The 19,882-nt window shown below is 47.1% G+C and carries 16 protein-coding genes; 6 read left to right on the top strand and 10 right to left on the bottom strand.

Annotated features, from left to right (window positions below; all coding sequences use genetic code 11):
- Nucleotides 1-8 precede the first annotated feature (8 nt).
- The gene (locus ACZ5DR_RS08750; protein ID WP_377368498.1) at nt 9-740 is read left to right on the top strand and encodes a class II aldolase and adducin N-terminal domain-containing protein; all 732 of its coding nucleotides are present in this window, start codon (nt 9-11) and stop codon (nt 738-740) included.
- Nucleotides 741-787: 47 nt separating this feature from the next.
- Here the strand turns inward: ACZ5DR_RS08750 and ACZ5DR_RS08745 are convergent, their stop codons facing one another.
- From ACZ5DR_RS08745 to ACZ5DR_RS08730, 4 genes are all read right to left on the bottom strand, one after another.
- A complete protein-coding gene (locus ACZ5DR_RS08745) occupies nt 788-1,966 on the bottom strand; it encodes a hypothetical protein (RefSeq protein ID WP_377368500.1) in 1,179 nt (392 codons plus the stop codon).
- 147 nt (nt 1,967-2,113) lie between these two features.
- A complete protein-coding gene (locus tag ACZ5DR_RS08740) occupies nt 2,114-3,040 on the bottom strand; it encodes an electron transfer flavoprotein subunit alpha/FixB family protein (RefSeq protein ID WP_377368502.1) in 927 nt (308 codons plus the stop codon).
- Between the two features lie 12 nt (nt 3,041-3,052).
- Entirely contained in the window at nt 3,053-3,817 is a 765-nt protein-coding gene (locus tag ACZ5DR_RS08735) for an electron transfer flavoprotein subunit beta/FixA family protein (RefSeq protein ID WP_377368504.1), read from the bottom strand.
- Nucleotides 3,818-3,879: 62 nt separating this feature from the next.
- A complete protein-coding gene (locus ACZ5DR_RS08730; protein ID WP_377368505.1) occupies nt 3,880-5,916 on the bottom strand; it encodes an oxidoreductase in 2,037 nt (678 codons plus the stop codon).
- A 244-nt stretch (nt 5,917-6,160) separates the two neighbouring features.
- On the opposite strand from ACZ5DR_RS08730, the gene ACZ5DR_RS08725 reads away from it, so the two are divergent.
- The 5 genes from ACZ5DR_RS08725 to darG all read left to right on the top strand — a co-directional run bounded on the left by ACZ5DR_RS08725 (nt 6,161) and on the right by darG (nt 10,617).
- Nucleotides 6,161-6,796 (top strand): TetR/AcrR family transcriptional regulator, encoded by a 636-nt coding sequence (locus ACZ5DR_RS08725; protein ID WP_377368507.1) that lies wholly within the window; start codon nt 6,161-6,163, stop codon nt 6,794-6,796.
- 8 nt (nt 6,797-6,804) lie between these two features.
- Complete coding sequence (locus ACZ5DR_RS08720) at nt 6,805-7,608, top strand: pyrroline-5-carboxylate reductase family protein (protein ID WP_377368509.1); 804 nt, start codon at nt 6,805-6,807, stop codon at nt 7,606-7,608.
- Nucleotides 7,609-7,934: 326 nt separating this feature from the next.
- Complete coding sequence (locus ACZ5DR_RS08715) at nt 7,935-8,876, top strand: restriction endonuclease (RefSeq protein WP_377368511.1); 942 nt, start codon at nt 7,935-7,937, stop codon at nt 8,874-8,876.
- A gap of 3 nt (nt 8,877-8,879) precedes the next feature.
- Nucleotides 8,880-9,527 (top strand): type II toxin-antitoxin system toxin DNA ADP-ribosyl transferase DarT, encoded by a 648-nt coding sequence (gene darT / locus ACZ5DR_RS08710; protein WP_377368513.1) that lies wholly within the window; start codon nt 8,880-8,882, stop codon nt 9,525-9,527.
- A 1-nt stretch (nt 9,528) separates the two neighbouring features.
- Complete coding sequence (gene darG, locus ACZ5DR_RS08705) at nt 9,529-10,617, top strand: type II toxin-antitoxin system antitoxin DNA ADP-ribosyl glycohydrolase DarG (protein ID WP_377368515.1); 1,089 nt, start codon at nt 9,529-9,531, stop codon at nt 10,615-10,617.
- 57 nt (nt 10,618-10,674) lie between these two features.
- Here darG and ACZ5DR_RS08700 read toward each other — a convergent pair whose 3' ends face one another.
- The 6 genes from ACZ5DR_RS08700 to ACZ5DR_RS08675 form a co-directional block, all read right to left on the bottom strand.
- Nucleotides 10,675-12,456, bottom strand: coding sequence for a restriction endonuclease subunit S (locus ACZ5DR_RS08700; protein ID WP_377368517.1), 1,782 nt, complete (start codon nt 12,454-12,456; stop codon nt 10,675-10,677).
- Entirely contained in the window at nt 12,456-13,976 is a 1,521-nt protein-coding gene (locus ACZ5DR_RS08695) for an N-6 DNA methylase (protein WP_377368519.1), read from the bottom strand. The genes ACZ5DR_RS08700 and ACZ5DR_RS08695 overlap by 1 nt, the downstream gene beginning before the upstream one ends.
- 89 nt (nt 13,977-14,065) lie before the next feature.
- Complete coding sequence (gene hsdR, locus ACZ5DR_RS08690; protein ID WP_464543903.1) at nt 14,066-16,516, bottom strand: EcoAI/FtnUII family type I restriction enzme subunit R; 2,451 nt, start codon at nt 16,514-16,516, stop codon at nt 14,066-14,068.
- A gap of 283 nt (nt 16,517-16,799) precedes the next feature.
- Complete coding sequence (gene choV / locus ACZ5DR_RS08685) at nt 16,800-17,981, bottom strand: choline ABC transporter ATP-binding protein (protein ID WP_377368521.1); 1,182 nt, start codon at nt 17,979-17,981, stop codon at nt 16,800-16,802.
- A 3-nt stretch (nt 17,982-17,984) separates the two neighbouring features.
- Nucleotides 17,985-18,830 (bottom strand): choline ABC transporter permease subunit, encoded by an 846-nt coding sequence (choW, locus tag ACZ5DR_RS08680; RefSeq protein ID WP_377368523.1) that lies wholly within the window; start codon nt 18,828-18,830, stop codon nt 17,985-17,987.
- A gap of 82 nt (nt 18,831-18,912) precedes the next feature.
- Nucleotides 18,913-19,839: a choline ABC transporter substrate-binding protein gene (locus ACZ5DR_RS08675; protein ID WP_377368525.1), complete on the bottom strand. Its 927-nt coding sequence runs from the start codon at nt 19,837-19,839 to the stop codon at nt 18,913-18,915.
- Nucleotides 19,840-19,882 lie beyond the last annotated feature (43 nt).

Raw genomic sequence — 19,882 nt, 5'->3', positions numbered from 1 at the left:
AGACAGATATGGCCCTCTCAACCGAAGAACAGATTCGCATCGACCTCGCCGCCTCCCTTCGCATTGTTGCTCACCTTGGCATGCACGAGGCCGTGGCGAACCATTTCAGCGCTGCCGTATCAGAAGACGGCAAACAGTTTTTAATCAATCCCAAGTGGAAGCACTTCTCCCGTGTCAAAGCCAGTGAACTACTGTTGCTGGATGCCGACGACGCCTCCACCGCAGAACGCCCAGAAGTGGACGCCACCGCTTGGTCGATCCACGGACAACTGCATCAGCGTTTACCCCATGTACGCGTTGCCATGCATCTTCACCCGGTCTACACCACTGCCGTATCCACCCTGAAAGATCCGCGCATTTTGCCCATCGACCAAAACACTGCCCGCTATTTTAACCGAGTGTCAGTGGACACCATGTTTGACGGCATGGCAGATACCGTGGAAGAGGGCGCACGCCTGTGTAGCTTGTTAAAGGACAATAGTCGCCTATTAATGGGCAACCATGGTGTCATGGTGACTGGAACAGATGTAGGTGTCGCCTTTGATGATATTTGGACACTAGAACGAGCTTGTCAGATCATGGTGACCGCCCTTTCAACGGGTCAGCCGCTTAATGTCTTATCTGACGAAGTGGCAGAAAAAACCGCTCAAGATTGGGAAAAAATCGAAGACTTCTCACGCCAGCACTTCGAAGAAATGAAAGCCCTGATGATCGCCCAAGATCCATCCTTATTGGATTAACGCAGGTCACACGACATGGCCGATGCGATCAGGCCATGTCGTCATATTTATTCACGGGTTTCTTTCACCGCTTGGTGGGCCTTAGCGACAGCTGATCTCGGAGTCATACCCCAGAGGCGCACAAACACCTTATACATAATCACCAAAAACAGCAGGGGAATGATAATGGTCTTTAACACAAATAAGGCAATTAAATTTAAGAAGTGATCTATGGACTGATTGAGGGTGTCAACATAACCTGTCACCTTATCTTTGGCGGCCATGGTCATGCGACTGAAGCCATCGCGAATGCTTGCGAAAGTACTCACCTTTCCCTCTAAGCGATCTTGCAAGTCTGACATGTCATCTTCCACATCATCCAAGTCTCTTTCGACCCGATCCAAATCCCCTTGAATACGGCGCAATTGAGCCAACAAACGATTACGTTGGCGCTCCAAGGCTCGCTCCTGGGTTGTTTTCTCGAATAAACCACTGAAACCAGAGCGTCCTTCTGCTGCAGTCACTAGGGCTTCTTCCACCCTATCAATCTGGGCAAGCTGATCCGATTCTTCTAGGGTTAGACGCTGGCGTTGTTGCACCAATAGCTGTTGTTTGGCTTGCTCTGCTTCCAACTCTGTGGCGACTTGGGCTTTAATTTCTTGGGATAAATCCAGTGCTTGGTCCAACTTATCAGGGGAAGCAGGAAACGCCTCCAAGGTGGCGTATTCTTTCTGTACTGCCTCATCGAGAAAGGCTTCATCCACCCAACTACTAGCCACCGCCACCATGGCAATCGAGAACTTACAAATCACCGCGAACAAAAACACCTTATAGGCCAGCACACGATGGCTCGTCCAAACAAACTTAGTAGCCAGATACATCACACCAGAAAGGGACAAAAACACTTTGAAATGAAGGGTTTGGAGAATCTCTACGAGAAATTTCTGAATCAATAAAGACGAGATGGCGTACTTCATCACCGAGGAAAAGTCCTCCACCAAGTCGTTCAATGGATCTAATAACTGACCAATTTGCACCGACCCCACAATCGGCACATTTAGGGTAATGGTAGACAAGACAGAAACCGTTGCATTAAACAGCCGCGCAATACCAAACGATGCCCCAGCGGAGACCAAAGACCCATTGATGTACTGCTCTGCGTATTGATCCACAACGCCTACCCAAGCAAAGACCACCAACGCTAAAACGATCAGCACATCCTTGTTTCGCTTAACGGATTCCAGCATTGCCTATGCTCCACTAATGTATTGAGAGTGCCACCAATTTAGCAGAGCTTATAGGGAACGCGAACCCTTTTACAAAAAAGCCCCTAGCGCATCCACGCTAGGGGCTTTTTAATGGTCGCCGCTTGGCGCTCATATACCATTTAAGGATTACAGCTTCGCACTCAGTTCAGGTAAAGCCTTAAACAAATCCTCTTGTAACCGGTAATCTGCCACTTGGAAAATAGGGGCGTCATCGTCGTTGTTAATGGCTACGATGACTTTAGAGTCTTTCATCCCTGCAAGGTGCTGAATGGCCCCCGAAATACCGCAGGCGATGTATAGATCAGGGGAGACCACTTTGCCGGTCTGCCCCACTTGCCAATCATTAGGGGCGAAGCCCGAGTCAACCGCCGCCCGGGAGGCCCCTACTGCGGAGCCTAGCTTATCGGCTACCGGTAAGATAAATGTCTGAAAATTCTCCGCTGATCCCAGTGCACGACCGCCAGAAATAACCTTCTTAGCAGAAGACAACTCTGGTCTATCGGATTCGGATAATTGATCTGATAGATGAGCTGAATGTCCTGTTTCCAGAGTTACGGATAGGTGTTCAATCGGACATGCTGCGCCCTTACCTGCCGCTTCAAAGTTCGAAGTGCGTACCGTTAATACTTTGACCGTATCATTGGAAGTCACCGTTTGGATGCCATTTCCAGCGAAGATAGGACGCTTAAAGGTATCGCTACCCAGCACTTCAATCACTTCTGAGATTTGCATCACGTCAAGCTTGGCTGCCACACGTGGCAAGGTGTTTTTACCGGTGGTGGTCGCCGCCGCAACGATGGCACTGTAACCTTGCCCGCAGGCTAATAGAACTTGCGCTGTGGTTTCAGCCAGTTGATGGGCCAAGTCTGGGTGTTGAGCGACAAGCACTTTCCCCACCCCTTGAAGCAGGCAAGCTTGCTCCGCCACACTTTCGCATTGATCGCCCATGACTAATATGTCGACAGGGCCCATTTTTTGAGCGGCGGTCAATGCCTTGGCGGTATGCTCAGATAGAGTTTGGTTGTCATGTTCTGCCATCAATAATGTTGTCATTCCTTATCCCCCTTACAGCACACTGGCTTCATGTTTAAGCTTATCAAGCAGCTCATCGACGCTAGCCACTTGAATGCCTGCTTGACGCGGTGCAGGTGCTTCGGTGTTCGTGATGGTTAACCTTGGTTGAATGATGTCTTCCGACAATTCCAGATCCGATAAAGTGAGTTTGGCTAGGGGCTTCTTTTTAGCCTTCATAATATTGGGCAAGGAGGCGAATCGCGGCTCATTCAACCGAAGGTCCGTTGTGACGATGGCAGGTAAGGTTAATTGCAAGGTTTGCAGACCACCGTCTACTTCGCGTGTCACCTTCAGTTTGTCTGGAGTTGCTATATCCACGTCTGAGGCAAAGGTGCCTTGGGGCCAATCCAGTAACGCCGACAACATTTGACCGGTTTGATTGCAGTCGTCGTCAATGGCTTGTTTGCCAAGAATCACCAGACTGACTTGCTCTGACTCAGCCACAGATTTCAAAATCTTAGCCACCGCCAAAGGCTCCACTGCCTGCTCACCTACTTCAACCAAGATACCTCGGTCGGCTCCCATAGCGAGCCCTGTACGCAAAGTCTCTTCGGACTTGCTGACTCCCACTGACACCAAGATCACCTCTGAAGCCGCGCCGGATTCTTTTAGGCGAATGGCTTCTTCCACGGCTATTTCATCAAATGGGTTCATGGACATCTTTACGTTCGCTAGATCCATCCCAGAACCATCAGCTTTTACGCGCACTTTTACGTTGTAATCCACCACACGTTTTACCGCGACCAGTACTTTCATATTCCTCTACCTATGCAAAATATGCGTGGACAGACACCTGAGCTGCCCACGCAATCGGTTAACTAAAGGTCTTTGACCAAACGAAGGGCGTCATAAATGGCCGCATGTGTATTGCGAGTGGCCACCGCATCCCCAATACGAAACAGCTGATAACGTCCGTCTGGATTACGCAGGACATCCTGTGCAACGCCAGCAATGAGCTGATCATGGGACATTTCCCCAAGGTTTGTAGAGTTAGGCTTCAGCTCGAAGTAGATGTCATCAAGGGGGATGACGCCGTGGTTGACGATGATCTGGTCATACTCTTTTATCTGAGACACGCCGCCATAATCGCTACCAATATGCGCTTTTAAGGTCGTGCCTTCTTTATCCACCGCATGCAATCGGTAGGTGACAGTAAAGCGAGTATCCAGAGCTTGCAGGGTACGCATATAGGGCACTAAGTTCATGGCCATCACTTCGGGAGCAAAGGCGCGGTCTGGAGTCATGATTTCGACCTTGGCTCCACTCTTAGCAATGATTTCAGCGGCCTGTAGCCCTGCATGGTCTCCAGCGTCATCAAAAATCAGCACATTTTTGCCGGGCTTCACGCTTCCAGAAATAATGTCCCAAGTAGAGATCACATGGTCATTGCCATGGGCCAATACCTCCGTGTCTGGCAGTCCACCGGTTGCCACAATGACAACGTCCGGGTTCTCTGCTTCCACTTCTTCGGCTTCGGCCCAAATATTGAACTTAAAGGTGACCCCAAGTCGTTCGCACTCAGCCATACGCCAATCAATGATGGACATCATCTCTCTACGGCGTTCGCTCTGTGCGGTCAGCAACACTTGCCCACCGGCCTTGCTTGACGCCTCTAAGACCACCACTTGGTGACCACGCTCTCCAGCCACACGAGCGGCCTCTAGTCCCCCTGGCCCAGCACCAATCACTACCACTTTTTTCTGGGTGTCAGCCTTGGAGATAATGTGAGGCATGGTTTGCTCACGGCCAGACGCAGCATTGTGAATACACAGGGCTTCGCCACCTTGATAAATACGATCTAAACAGTAGTTGGCGCCAACACAGGGACGAATCTGCTCTTCCCGTTTTTCGATAATTTTTTTAACAATATGAGGGTCGGTTAAATGGGCGCGGGTCATGCCAACCAGATCCACCTTGCCTGACGACACCGCATAGCGAGCGGTGGCTACGTCTGGAATCTTAGCCGCATGCAGCACAGGCATACCCGTTGCGGCACGAATCTCACCGGCAAAATCCAAATGGGGGTTATTCGCCATCCCTTGAATCGGAATCACATCGGTCAGTCCTGGATCCGTATCAATGTGCCCCCGTACCACGTTAAGGAAATCCACCATGCCACTGGCTTTCAGGCGACGAGAGATTTCAAACCCTTCTTCCGGACTGATGCCATTTGCCAGCATTTCGTCACCTGTATAGCGCATGCCGATAATGAATTCTGGGCCTACTCGTTTGCGCATTTCCGTTAATACATCAAAGGTGAACTGCAAACGGTTGTCCAAAGAACCTCCGTATGGTCCTTCTAAGGTATTGGTCAAAGGTGACCAGAACTGATCCATTAGGTGTCCGTAGGCTTGTAGCTCAATCCCGTCCATGCCACCCGCTTTCATGCGTTCCGCCGCATCCGCATAGTCTTTTATAATGCGCTCAATATCCCAATCTTCCAGTTGTTTAGGAAAAGCACGATGGGCAGCTTCCCGTTGATGGGACGGCGACACCACTGGCAACCAATGAGCTTTATCCCAGCGGGTACGACGTCCCAAATGGGTTAATTGAATCATGATTGCGGTATCATGCTCATGCACTGCATCGGTCAAATCTTTTAAGTAAGGAACCACTTCATCTTTGTAGACCAGTAGATTGTTGAACACTGGCGGACTGTCTTTTGAGACGGCAGCGGAACCTGCGGTCATGGTCATGGCCACCCCGCCTTTTGCACGCTCTGCATGGTAGGCAAGGTAACGTCCTTTCGGCATGCCATCTTCTGGATACGCCGGCTCATGGGAGGTCATGATAATGCGATTTTTTAGGGTCAAGTGCTTGAGCTGATAGGGCTGCAAAAGAGGATCATTGGACACGACCGCACTCCTTATGTCTTTTGTGACTTTTGTCTTTGTGACTTTTGTCTTTGTGACTTTGTCTTTGTGAATGGGACTGGCATATTTTTTATTAGGTTATTTATTAACCGCTTTTTTTCGATCCTAATTAAAAATGTACAGATGCGTCAATTAATAAATTAAGCTATTTTAAAAATATTCATAAATGTACAATTTCAACTTAACGACTCTGTACATTTCTATAAAAGTTAAGGGCTAGAGCAACATGAAAAAGCAAGCAAGCAGCGACTCAGGCTGGCGAGGTTCACCAGAAGTTTGGTTTGAAGCCGCCATAGAGATCTTGTTGGAGTCGGGTATTGAAGCTGTGAAAATTTCGACACTGGCTAAGCGCTTAAACATTTCTCGAACCAGTTTTTATTGGTTCTTCACCGATCGAGAAGCCTTACTCAGGGAGCTGGTGTCTTACTGGCAACGGAAAAATACTGGCAGTTTGATTAAGCAAGTCGAAGCCTATGCTGAAACCTTACCGGAAGCGGCTTTAAACATATTTGACTGCTGGTACGACCAAGAACTTTTTGACTCGAAGCTGGAATTTGCCATTCGAAGCTGGTCGCTGCAATCAGAAGAGATCCGCCAAGCGGTACAGGCTGCAGACGACGAACGTCTAGCAGCCCTCATCGCCATGTTCGAAAAATTCGGCAAAGCGAACATTGATGCCGTAGTACATGCTCGCACCTTATATCTGGTGCAAATCGGTTACATCACCATGCAAACCAAAGAGCCATTAGAGGTGAGAATTCAATGGGTGCCGGGCTATGTGAAAGCGTTCACGGGAGAAGACGCCACAGAAAGTGAACTGCGCCGCTTCCAACATCGCCATGGCTACATAAACAAGGAGTAATGGGAATCATGACAACACAGTCCAGAACCATAGGTATTATTGGTGGCTTAGGTTGGTTAGGATCAGCACTCCTGCATGCCGCCCTCGATCACCCTAACCTGCAAGGGGTTCGCTTTGTTGTCTCCTCCCGCCGCCCCGCTCCACAGACATTACCAGAGCGAGTCTCCTTTACTCAGGACAACCAAGCCTTGGTGGAGGCAAGCGACCTGATCGTATTGTCCATCCGACCACAAGATTGGGCGGAGCTGTCGTTGGATATGACCGGAAAAACGCTGATTTCTTTTATGGCTGGCGTAACATGTGAGGACTTACACACCCGACATCATCCAAAAAACCTCATCCGTGCACTCCCCAACGGGGCTTGCTCGGTAAAACAGTCTTACACCCCTTGGTTTGCTAAGAGCGACCTTTCTCCTGACTTGGAACAATTGATTGGGGATCTGTTCGACAGTTTCGGGGCCCATGATCCCTATGACTCAGAAGATCACATTGACGTACTCACCGCCATTTCCGGCGCTGGACCCGGCTACCCTGCCTTGCTTGCACAGGCCTTAGAGCAATCAGCCATCGGGCTAGGCATCCCGTCTCACAAGGCCAGACGTGCAGTGAACGCCACCCTCAAAGGCAGCGGCTTGCTGATTCAGGATCTCCAACAATCCCCAGCAGACACCGTCTCACTCCTCGAATCCTACCAAGGCACCACCGCAGCGGGACTGTCCCAGATGAAAGCCGCGGACTACCTACAAGTGGTGGACTCTGGGGTACGCGCAGCCTACCAAAAAGCCCTTAATTTCCAAGATAAAAAAGACTAGCTCACCCAACAACCGATTCCCTAAACCGCTGACTTCTGACAACAAAAAAGCCCCTAGTGCTCTCACACTAGGGGCTTTTTAAATATCTATTCGATCGACGCATCAGTACCTTAGCCTCCTTTCAGGCAGACAAATATTGACATACATCGAAGATGCACTGACAACATGGCGCCATTTTTCCGGCCTAATTGGGTACTTATAATTTGGTGGCTAGACAAAACGTGATAGATTTATTGTAAGACCGCATTAGTAATATCTAGGGCACCCACATAAGGCACGCTCTAGGATAAACCGTATCAGCAGTTTCGTGATAAAAGGACGTATCAGTGATTCCAAATTACCAGCAGTTTATGCGCCCTTTCCTAGAGGTTGCCTACCAAGCTAAGCAGCAAGGCAAAGAAGAAGTAAGACTTCGAGACGTCATTGATGTCCTTGCCGAGCAATTTGAGCTTTCCGAAGAAGAACGTAGCGAACTCCTTCCCAGCGGTAGACAGCGCGTTATAGACAACAGAATTGGTTGGGCACGAACGTATTTAACCAAAGCCGGCTTGCTAGAAGCCACTCGACGAGCTCACTTCAGTATTACTGATCAAGGTATACAGGCAGTTAAAAGCAAAGAGACAATCGACAACGCTTACCTCAACCAATTTGAAAAGTTCATAGCCTTCAAACTACAGAGCAACAATGACTCTGAAAAGCTGCCCCTACAACCCCCTTTGCAAACAGAGAGCTTAAATGATGACGACATCACACCTGATGAAGCACTACTTGCCTCTTACAGAAAAATAAATGACGCATTAGTCGAAGATATTCTGGAACGAACTCGTAAAGTCACACCAGCATTCTTCGAACACCTACTGATAAACCTTTTACTCTCTATGGGCTACGGCAGCACAAAAGAAAGTACCGCCCATGCGTTGGGCAAATCAGGTGACAACGGTGTAGACGGTGTAATCAACCAAGATCCTCTTGGTGTTGATCAGATTTATATCCAAGCCAAACGCTATGCAGAAACCAACAAAGTCGGTGCTGGTGAAATTCGCGATTTCTTTGGAGCACTTAATCTAAAGAATGCACAAAAAGGCTTGTTTATTACCACCTCTGACTTTACCGCATCAGCCAAAGATACAGCTCATCAACTCAGTAGCCGAATAGTTCTTGTGAACGGAAAGGAGCTCGCTAAGCTCATGTTACGATACAACATTGGCAGTCGTGACGAACAAACTCTCCATCTTAAAAAGATTGATGAAGAGTTTTTTGAAGGGTAAAACATGTCAGGTCGCTATCAGAATTTGAACCCTCAAAAAGGCCTTATATGGCGTATTGTCCATGTAAGTAATATCCCTTGGATTCTAGAAAACGGGCTGTACTGTGCAAATTCAGCTGTTCAGTCTCCTAACTATGAAGCCATTGGTAATCCTGAGCTGATTCAAAAAAGGACACAAAGGGCAGTTCCTATTGAACCATACGGAACATTAAGCGATTACGTTCCATTTTACTTCACGCCGTTTTCTCCCATGATGTACAACATCTATACTGGAATCAGCGTGGCAAAAAGACGTAACGAAGAAATAGTCATATTGGTTTCATCAATCCCAAAGCTACTGGAACACGGTATTCCTTTCGTATTCACTGATCGACATGCCTACACTCAGTTGGCAGAGTTTTTCAATGAATATAACGACTTAAGCAACCTAGACTGGAACATTCTGCAAAATAGAGATTTCAAGCGTGATGCAAACGATCCAGAAAAAGTAGAGCGTTATCAAGCAGAAGCGCTTGTCTACCAGCACCTTCCTGTTCAGAGCTTATTAGGGATTATTTGTTATACTGAAGAAATTAAGCTTCAGCTGGAGCAAGCTGTTCAGGTAAGATCGCTTGCCCTAGAGGTCTACAAAATGACGCAATGGTATTTCTAATATGATTCATTACACACAAGGTAACTTGCTCGACGCAGAGGTAGATGCCCTAGTTAACACGGTTAATACCGTAGGTGTAATGGGCAAAGGAATCGCGCTGATGTTTAAAGAGCGTTTTCCTAAAAACATGGCTATCTACGCGCAAGCCTGTAAAGCTAAGCAAGTACAAACAGGTAAGATGTTTGTCACCTCAACAGATGAACTCACAGGCCCTCAATGGGTTATAAATTTTCCAACCAAGCAACACTGGCGTAGCCCTTCCAAAATGGAATGGATTGTAGAGGGACTGAAGGATCTGAGGTCATTTATTATTGAGAACAATGTGCGATCTATTGCCATTCCTCCATTAGGTGCAGGCAATGGAAAACTGAATTGGGATGAGGTGAAACCGCATATTGAGCAAATTCTTGCAGATTTGGATCATGTGGATGTATATGTCTACGAGCCAACGTCCCAATATCAAAATGTAGCTAAACGCAAAGGTGAACTCAAACTGACACCTGCTCGCGCCATGATCGCAGAGCTTGTTCGTCAATATTGGACGCTGGGCGTTGAGTGCAGCTTACTGGAAGTTCAAAAACTGGCTTGGTTCTTAGAACGATCTATCGAGCGTCACCCAGAATTAACAAACAACCCTTTAGACTTGCGTTTTGAAGCTAATATTTATGGCCCCTATGCAGACCGTCTTCGTCATGTTTTAGATCATTTGGATGGTACTTATCTAAAATGTGAAAAGCGTATCAGCGATAGTGATCCCCTTGATGTAATCTGGTTTGATGATGCTCAAAAAGAACGCTTAGAGGCTTATCTGAAAAGCAGTGAAATGAAGCCTTATAAAGCGGCTTTGACAGAAACAATTAAACTCATTGATGGTTTCGAGACCCCATTCGGCCTTGAGCTACTGTCAACTCTGGATTGGCTAGTCCACAAAGAGGAAGTCGAGCCCAATAAAGCAGCGCTAATGGACGGTATCAGCAAATGGCCAGCAGGTGTCGGAGCAGCAACTCGAAAGAGTAAAATCTTTCATGAAAAAGCCGTCGCCATTGCGCTTAATCGCTTAAAACCCTTCTATCAATTTGAGCTTGCGTAAAGTTCAACTTCAAAGGCGACTGTTCAGTCGCCTTTTTATTACCTACTTACAAATGATCTACACCGCCTGTGCCACAAGGGCATCGGTTAGGTTTAGCTGGGTGGTTTTGCTGTCGGCGAGTTTGGCTTTTAGTTGGTCGCAAAGAGCCATTAATTGATCGACTTTGGCTACGATATGATTCTGTTCCGATAAAGGCGGCATAGGAATCACAATAGATCTACTTTTTGTCACAGAGATATTATCTTGCCCAGCAGTACCAATTAGCTCTATTGAGTTAAGGAATAGTCCAGCTACTAGATATTGATATATATAAAATCTTAAACGCGAATCTATTGCCCTAAAAAAAACAATTGCCTGATTACAGTTCCACTCGTCATACGTACTCGGAATAATCGCAATCTTACCTAACGGTGGGCCTACAATATTCATAACAACATCACCAGGCTTAAGTATTGATCGCGCCAACTTAGTCATGTGATAAGACTCATTTACAAACTGAGGCTGGTACTCAAAATCTATTTTCTGGTTCCTGATATTGTAGACTTTAAGATAAGGTACACCTTCACCATCGCTGAACTCTGTTTTCGGTGGAGTTGATCCTGAAGTGATGCCATAACAAATATCATCAGCTCGACACCACTCCCACCCCTTGGGCAGTTGAAATGGTTTTTCATCGTCGCTGATCGGCGGTAGTGGTTTCTGTTTTTTGATTTTCTTTTGCTTAACCAGCTCTTCTTTTTCAGCGGCGATGCGTTTGAGTAGCTCCGACGCGGGTTCGTCGTTGGGATCTTGGGGTACAAGTTTGCCCATCACGGCGAGTTGCAGGATGGTTTGTTTAAGCTGGTCGATGCTTTGCTCAGTGGTAAATAGCAGATCAAAGTGGGCGCTTAGGCGTTGCCAGTTTTGCTCTAGTTCTTCGGCATCAGCGCTTTGTAGCAAAGTATCCAGTAGGGTTTGCACCAAGGTTTGGTGAGCATCGAGGCTGGATTCGGTTTGCTGCTCCAAAAGATCGCAAAGCGCCATTAGCTCATCGACTTTAGCGACGATGCGCTGTTGCTCGGCTTTAGGCGGGAGAGCCATAGTGTAGTTTAAGAGCTGCTCTTGTGTAATACCCGCGACTGTAGTTCCAGTACCGATTATTTTGAGTGTTGAATAGAACCTTACAAAATACAAAGGAAGTAAAAACGAAGTCAAGGAAACAGCTTTCAAGTCCTGATTGAAAGCCATACGATGCTCCACTATAGCAATTTTACCTAGCCCCATTCGAGTACAGATTAATAAATCTCCTTTCAGGGCTTCTTTGCTACCATTTTCTAAACCAAGCTCTGTTATATGATCCTGAGTTTGGCTTAGATATAGGCTAGAACCGAGATCTTTTACACTAGCCCAAGGTATATCTCCATCCCAGTAATCATTATTTCTTTTACTAGGAGTGCCACCACTCATTATGGAATTAAATAGCTCACCGATTCGGCATAGTTCCCACCCTTCCGGTAGCTCGAAGGGCTTTTCCTCTTCGCTAATCTCTGGCAGTTTTTTGGGCTTTTTGATTTTGCCTTGTTTCACTAGTTCGGCTTTCTCTGCGGCAATACGTTCTAGCAAGACCGAAGCAGGCTCGTCATTTGGGTCTTGGGCGACCAGTTTGCCCCGTACCGCCAATTCTAAAATTAGCTCGCGCAGTTTTTTAATGCCGTAAAGCTCTCGCTTACTACTGCCACCACGACCGGCGCTGGATTTGTCTTTGACCGCGCCCGTCCAGAGATCAATATGCTGGGTAATCAGCTGTTGTACCTTGTCTTTTTGTGGAAGGTCTTTTTGTAGAGAGTGAAGCTCAGCCATTAGCCACGTTCCTCTTCTGAGTCGTCTTGTTGGCTGTTTGCCGTGCTCATTAGGGCATCGCCTAGGATGTTTTTCAGCTGTAGGCGCAGTTCGCTGATTTCCGATTGCTGCTGCTGGTAAGTTGCCAGTAGCTCTTCTGGATCATGCACTTCTACTTCTTCTTGGTATGGGTTTTTAATATCCAAGTTGAAGTTACGGGCGATGATGTCATCAATAGACACTTTCCACGCTTGGTTGGTTTCGACGCGGCTGGCGAAGCCATCTTCTTCATTACCCCACCAATCGATTTCCGTTTGAAACTCTTCAAACTTCATCGGCTTGGATTTGTTGTAGTTCTTCACACCGTCTGGGTACGGGTGTTCATAGAACCAAACGTCTTTGGTTGGCTGGCCTTTGGTAAAGAATAGAATATTGGTTTTGATACCCGTGTATGGGTTAAACACGCCATTGGGTAAACGCATAATGGTGTGCAGGTTACATTCTTCGGTCAGTAGCTTTTTGATTTTGGTTTTCACGCCTTCGCCAAATAGGGTACCGTCTGGCAGTACCACGCCCGCTCTACCTCCCTCTTTACCCGCTGATGGCTCCCTTAACACTTCAATAATCAGCTGTAAGAACAAATCCGCTGTTTCACGGGTTTGCATCTCCGCTGGGAAGTTCTTTTCGATACCGTCTTCTTCCGTACCGCCAAAGGGTGGGTTGGTTGCGATCACGTCGATATCGCTGTCCCAGCTAGAAAGCGGTTTGTTAAGCGTATTGCCATGGCGGATTTGTGAAGGCACTTCGATGCCGTGCAACATCATGTTGGTGATACATAGTAAATGCGGCAGCTGTTTCTTTTCTACGCCATGGATTTGCTTTTGCAGGATTTGATGGTCTTCGGTGGTTTTTACGTAGTTGTCTTTAACATGGTCAAAACTACAGGCAAGGAAACCACCTGTGCCCGCCGCTGGGTCCATGATGTTCTCGCCCAACTTTGGATCAAGACGGTTAACAATAAACTTAGTCACAGCCCGTGGCGTATAGAACTCACCGGCGTTACCCGCGCTTTGTAGATCACGCAAAATCTGCTCGTAGATATCACCAAATAAGTGACGCTCTTGAGAGTCGGTAAAATCAATCTCGTTGAGTTTGTTGATCACCTGACGCAGCAAGGTGCCGTTTTTCATGTAGTTGTAGGCATCGCTAAACGCTTCTTTCACCACAAAGCCACGCGGGTTTAAATCTCGCGGAGCGTTCAGCGCTTTCATATCAGGAAACAGATCATCGTTTACGAAGTCTAAAAGCTCTTCACCGGTAATGCCTTCAGGATCGGCAGCCCAGTTACGCCATAAGTAGTTTTCTGGAATCGGGGCTTTGTAGTCGTCCAGTTCAAATTCTAGCTCTTCTTCTTCTTGTGCATCAAAGACTTTCATGAATAGTAGCCAAGACATTTGGCCTAGGCGCTGGGCATCGCCGTCTACACCGGCGTCTTTACGCATAATGTCTTGAATGGATTTGATAACGGTACTGATCGACATAAGTTTCTCTATTAACTGAATTCTGTAGTGACGTAAACGTCAGATCATTACAGCCAAAAGTTACGTTTCTTTGGCTGTAATGCTTTGTATTAGGCGGATTTAGGCTGGTATAGCTCGTTTTCTAAATCGTGTACGGCGGCGAAGTAAGACTCTTTACTTCCAAAGCCTTTTTTGATGATTTCTAGGGGACGGCCTAGTTCATCGAATGGTGTCACTTTTAGCACATTGATATTTTCAATTTCATTCACACCCGCATCGGCGTATTTATCCAATAAGCGGCTAAGTACTTCCTGAGCCACACCATCGAATTTCGTGAAGTAGTTGCGCTTTTTGACGTTGTTCGCACGCTCTTTGCGGGTCAAAGGCGGCTGATCATATACGATATGACAAATCATATCGAACGGATCGAGGTCTTTACCGACCTCTTGCTCTAGGATTTCCCAGATCACACCATGCTCTTCCAGCTCTTCGATAATGGCCTGCTTCTTATCAGCGTCTTGCCATTTTTTAACAAATTCATCAAGGCTGGCGAACTGCTTATGAATGGTCTTACGGGTGTAGTCTTTAAAGGACTCTGTGACCAATTTGCCATCGGAATCGTAGTATTGGATACGCTCAGCTAGGGTTTTGACCTTCACACCTTTGACGTGGAACTTACGAACTTTGTCTTCGTCATTCCAGTCATCATTTGTCAGGTTGTAATCACCGTTATCTGATGAGCTCGAATCATCATGTTGATACTCTTTCTCCGGTTCTTGAACAGAGTCTGGATCAATATTTTCATCGGTTAGAATACCGTCTTCATCACCTTCAATAATGGTGTCGAGTATCTCATCATCTTCAAAGTCACCAGGGCAAGTCACTTTCACTTGTTCTGGCTCACCATCGAAACGTGGATCGGCAAACAGTTCAGTCGCTTTTTTGAAGTCCAAAATGGTAAACCAAAGTTTGCCGTATCTATCATCGATACGTGTGCCACGGCCAATGATCTGCTTAAACTTAGTCATCGACTGAATACCTTGATCCAGTACCACTAACTTACAGGTCTTAGCGTCTACGCCCGTGGTCATTAGCTCGGAAGTCGTTGCGATCACTGGGTACGCTTTTTTGGGATTGATAAAGTTATCTAGTTGAGCTTTACCTGCGTCATCATCGCCGGTAATGCGCATCACATACTTTTCATTCTTTTTGACTTGCTCAGGATTAAGGTTCACCAAAGCCTGACGCATACGCTCTGCATGATCAATGTCGTTACAAAAGACGATCGTCTTGGCCATCGGATCGGTGCGTTTTAGGTAGTTCGTGATCGTTTCGGCAACCAGTTGGGTTCGATCATCAATGACAATGGATCGATCAAAATCTTTCTGGTTATAAATGCGGTCTTCGATAACATGACCGTTTTTATCGGTCTGATCTTTGTTAGGACGCCAGCCTTGAACATCGATATCAATATCCACACGGATGACTTTGTAAGGTGCAAGGAAACCGTCTTCGATACCTTGTTTCAGTGAATAGGTATAGATCGGATCTCCGAAGTATTCGATGTTGGACACTTCTTCTGTTTCTTTTGGTGTCGCAGTCAAACCGACCTGAGTCGCACTGCTGAAGTAATCCAATATCTCACGCCAAGCACTGTCTTCTGATGCACTGCCACGGTGACACTCATCGATAACGATCAGATCGAAGAAGTCTGGGTCTACTTGCTTGTAGGCTTTTTGCGCTTCTTCAGGCCCAGTTAAGGCTTGGTAAAGCGCTAAGTGGATCTCGTAGGATGGATCAACCTTACGATTTTTAATCTTCGTCATGGCTGAGCCAAACGGCTGAAAATCGTTTATGAATGTCTGATCCACGAGGACATTTCGGTCTGCCAAAAACAGAATGCGCTTCTTCGCACGCGCCTTCCATAAGCGCCAGATAATCTGAAAGGCCGTATAGGTTTTACCAGTGCCTGTTGCCATTACTAGCAAGTTACGGTCTTGGCCTCTGGCAATCGCTTCAACCGTTTTATTGATCGCTTGAAGCTGGTAGTAACGCGGAGCTTTGCCAGTACCATCATCATGATAATCTTGCGTCACAATTGGCAACTGATCGGTTTCATAGCCTTTCCACTGGGCGAACTTGAGCCACAGCTGCTCAGGCGTTGGAAAATCCTCTAAGGAAATTTCAGTTTCAATCTGTGCGGTATTGGTTTTTTCATGGAATAAAAAGCCATTGCCATTGGTTGAGAACACAAATGGCACTTCCAAAAGCTCGGCGTAGCCAAGGGCCTGTTGCATACCTTTGCCAATCTCAAACTTGTTGGCTTTAGCCTCAATGACCGCTAACGGCATCCCCGTTTTGTGGTAAAGCACGATGTCTGCGGCTTTGACTTTTTGACGAGCAGCCATCTGCCCCCGAACCACCACTTTACCGTCTTTCAGTTTCACTTCCTGGCGGATCTGGGTCATATCATCCCATCCTGCACTTTTGACCGCAGGAAGGACGAGCTTGGTGATGATATCGGTTTCAGTAAGATTGGCTTTGTTAATCCCTTGAGGCATGCAAATCGTCCGTAATTTAGTAGCAGAGTGTATAACTGATACTAACGCACTTCTAAGAACTTGCCGACATCAATACATGTGCACTTATCAAAAAAAGCCCTCACAGCATGCAACTATGAGGGCTTTGTATTTTAGGCCTTAAGTTAAAGGCTAATTTTTAAGACAGAGGGCTAATTCTCGGAGACAGAAATTCTCCTTAAGTTTCAGCCAGATGGAGACACACAAACTTTTTTGTCTCCGGTGCAATTTTAATTGTCTCCGTTTTAATTTCACCAAATCAATATTAAGACGCTCGGCTGAAGTGTTTACCCAGCAAGGCATGGTAGAAGTCATGGTCTGCCAGAGCGCCTACACATTTACCGTTATCTTCCAGCAAGAGTGCAAGTTTAGACTGGTAGCGGATCTCCACCGCGTCGCGCATGGAGATATCGATTGGCGCCACGACCACTGCGTTTTCTGGTAGGTCTTCGATGTCCATACCGTGGTCCCAACGAGCAATCGTCACCGGCTCACCATGCAAGGTGGCACCTTCTAGCTTACCATCTTGCAGATTCGCCCATAGGTGGTCAGAAAGCTTACATTGACCCTCTTGAGTACCTAGTTGCTCCACCGGCGTCATCAATGCACGTCCACGCAATACGTTCAGTGGATTGGTGTGCGCTACGAATTTTTCCACATATTCTGTGGCTGGATTCAATACGATTTGCTCAGGCACGTCTTCTTGGATGATGCGAGCTGATTCCATGATGGCAATCTTAGAACCGATTTTTAGGGCTTCGTCCAAGTCATGACTTACGAAGATAATGGTCTTTTTCAGACGCTTCTGTAGCTCGATCAGTTCGTCTTGCAATTGGGAGCGGATCAGAGGGTCCAATGCCGAAAACGGTTCGTCCATCAACAGGATGTCGGAGTCCATTACAAAAGCACGGGCCAAGCCCACACGCTGGCGCATACCACCAGACAGTTCATCTGGTTTCTTGTTACGCCACTCGTACAAGCCCACCATTTTAAGCTGTTTCAAGGCACGATCTTCACGCTCTTTTTTGCCCACACCTTGCATTTCAAGGCCAAAGGCAACGTTCTCTAGCACGGTTAGCCATGGCATCAGGGCAAAGCTCTGAAACACCATAGATACGCGGTTTGTACGCATATGACGTAACGTGTTTTCATCACACTTCGCCATATCCACCATGCGGCCACCATCACGTACTAAACAACGGCCACGGGCCACCTTGTTTAGGCCATTAATGGCACGTAGCAGTGTGGATTTTCCTGAGCCAGACAAGCCCATCAGTACACAAATCTCACCTTCTTCAACAGAAATAGTGGCATCTTGTACACCGATAACGTCCCCTGTTTCCGCTAGGATTTCAGGGCGGCTTAAGCCTTTGTCCAATAGACGCAGAGACTCTCGCATTTGGTTACCGAAAACGATGTCTAGGTTTTCAATTTGAACCATTGGCATAGATTAACCCTCCGCGTTTGATGAACGTGTTTTACAAATTCGATCCAGCATGATGGCAACCAATACGATCGCAACACCGGCTTCGAAGCCTTGAGAAATATTCACTGTGTTAAGTGCTCGAATAACTGGCTTACCTAAGCCATCGGCACCTACCAGTGCTGCCACAACCACCATGGATAAGGACAGCATGATACATTGGGTTACGCCCGCCATGATGCTTGGCATTGCGGCTGGTAACTCCACTTTGTAAAGCAATTTAGATTTGGTACAGCCGAACGCTAAGCCCGCTTCACGCAGCTCATTGGGCACTTTACTGATGCCTAAGTAGGTTAGGCGAATCGGTGCCGCAATGGCGAAAATGATCGTTGAAATCAGACCAGGCACATAACCTAGACCGAATAGAATAAGAGTCGGAATCAAGTACACAAACGTTGGAATGGTTTGCATAAGATCCAAAATAGGTCGCAATATGGTGTACATAGCAGGTCGATGCGCTGCTGCGATACCCAGTGGAACACCGATCAAGACACTGATAGCGGTGGCCGTTACCACGAGTACCAATGTTTGAATGGTTTCAAGCCAGTAACCAAGGTTCATGATCAAAAAGAATGACGCTGCCACAAAGAGCACTAGACCAATGCTTCGGTGCAGCCAGTAAACAAACGCTACCACAAGGGCTACTACGACAAACGGATTCATCCACTCTAGGGCGTCTACCAAGTTGAAGATCAGGGTCTCAAGCGTAAGCGAGATAAAGTCAAAAAAGAATGCAGCGACGTCGATCAACCAATTTACAAAGGTCTCCATGGTATCGCCTAGGGGGATTTTATGGTCCGTAAGCCAATTCATATAACAAGTTCTCCGAAAATATTTTTACCACATGGATGAGCGCCCCCAGGAGCGCTCATCCTGATATGCAATGAATTAAGACTTATAGGCCAAGAGACGATTTCACTGCAGCAAGACCGTTGCCACCAGATTGAGTCGTCACACCGTCTAACCAAGCGTCTAGAACCGCTGGGTTCGCTTTTAGCCATTTTTCTGCAGCGGCTTCAGGCTTCTCGTTGTCGTTTAGGATTGCCCCCATGATTTCGTTCTCCATTTGTAGGGAGAACTCAAGGTTGGTGATCAATTTACCTACGTTTGGACACTCTTGTAGGTAACCTTTACGTACGTTGGTATGCACGTTGGCACCACCGTAGTTAGGACCGAAGAAGTCATCACCGCCTTCAAGATAAGCCATGTCAAAGTTGGCGTTCATTGGATGTGGTTCCCAACCTAGGAAAACTGTCCAAGTGTTACGACGTTCATTACGGCTAACTTGAGACAACATGCCAGCTTCAGAAGATTCCACCAACTGGAAGTCACCTAGACCGAAAGCGTTTTGATCGATCATGTCTTGGATCAGACGGTTACCGTCGTTACCTGGCTCGATACCGTAGATACGGCCTTTGAATTCACGAGCGTATTTAGCAATGTCAGCAAAGCTCTTTACGCCGCCATCAAAAGCACTTTGGCTAACCGCTAGGGTGTATTTTGCACCCGTAAGGTTTGGACCTAGGTCTTCTACTGTGCCTGCTTCAAGGTATGGAGCGATGTCCGCTTCCATGGTCGGCATCCAGTTACCCAAGAAGATATCGATATCCTTGTTCGCAAGAGACGTGTAGGTTACCGGCACAGACAAAAGCTGTGTGCGGGTGTTGTAACCCAAGCCCTCAAGCACAGTGGACGCAACCGCTGTGGTTGCTGTGATGTCGGTCCAGCCTACGTCTGAGAATCGAACAGTGGAACATTCTGCCGCAGCGTAAGAGGACGCCCCCATAATGCACAAAGCTAACGTAGCGTGTTTGAATTTCATGTTGATTATCTCCTTTCGGGTAAATTTGGTGTGGAGGTCAGCC

Source organism: Marinomonas vaga (assembly GCF_055388305.1).
The sequence above is the reverse complement of the archived record's forward strand: the minus strand, read 5'-3'. Positions and strand labels throughout refer to the sequence as shown.

Excerpts from the sequence above, each read along its gene's own strand:
- ACZ5DR_RS08740 (WP_377368502.1), bottom strand. The coding sequence starts at position 3,040 with ATGACAACATTATTGATGGCAGAACATGACAACCAAACTCTATCTGAG.
- darT (WP_377368513.1), top strand. The coding sequence starts at position 8,880 with ATGTCAGGTCGCTATCAGAATTTGAACCCTCAAAAAGGCCTTATATGG.
- ACZ5DR_RS08745 (WP_377368500.1), bottom strand. The coding sequence starts at position 1,966 with ATGCTGGAATCCGTTAAGCGAAACAAGGATGTGCTGATCGTTTTAGCG.
- hsdR (WP_464543903.1), bottom strand. The coding sequence starts at position 16,516 with ATGCCTCAAGGGATTAACAAAGCCAATCTTACTGAAACCGATATCATC.
- ACZ5DR_RS08725 (WP_377368507.1), top strand. The coding sequence starts at position 6,161 with ATGAAAAAGCAAGCAAGCAGCGACTCAGGCTGGCGAGGTTCACCAGAA.
- ACZ5DR_RS08695 (WP_377368519.1), bottom strand. The coding sequence starts at position 13,976 with ATGTCGATCAGTACCGTTATCAAATCCATTCAAGACATTATGCGTAAA.
- ACZ5DR_RS08720 (WP_377368509.1), top strand. The coding sequence starts at position 6,805 with ATGACAACACAGTCCAGAACCATAGGTATTATTGGTGGCTTAGGTTGG.
- ACZ5DR_RS08700 (WP_377368517.1), bottom strand. The coding sequence starts at position 12,456 with ATGGCTGAGCTTCACTCTCTACAAAAAGACCTTCCACAAAAAGACAAG.
- ACZ5DR_RS08675 (WP_377368525.1), bottom strand. The coding sequence starts at position 19,839 with ATGAAATTCAAACACGCTACGTTAGCTTTGTGCATTATGGGGGCGTCC.
- choV (WP_377368521.1), bottom strand. The coding sequence starts at position 17,981 with ATGCCAATGGTTCAAATTGAAAACCTAGACATCGTTTTCGGTAACCAA.
- ACZ5DR_RS08735 (WP_377368504.1), bottom strand. The coding sequence starts at position 3,817 with ATGAAAGTACTGGTCGCGGTAAAACGTGTGGTGGATTACAACGTAAAA.
- ACZ5DR_RS08750 (WP_377368498.1), top strand. The coding sequence starts at position 9 with ATGGCCCTCTCAACCGAAGAACAGATTCGCATCGACCTCGCCGCCTCC.
- choW (WP_377368523.1), bottom strand. The coding sequence starts at position 18,830 with ATGAATTGGCTTACGGACCATAAAATCCCCCTAGGCGATACCATGGAG.
- darG (WP_377368515.1), top strand. The coding sequence starts at position 9,529 with ATGATTCATTACACACAAGGTAACTTGCTCGACGCAGAGGTAGATGCC.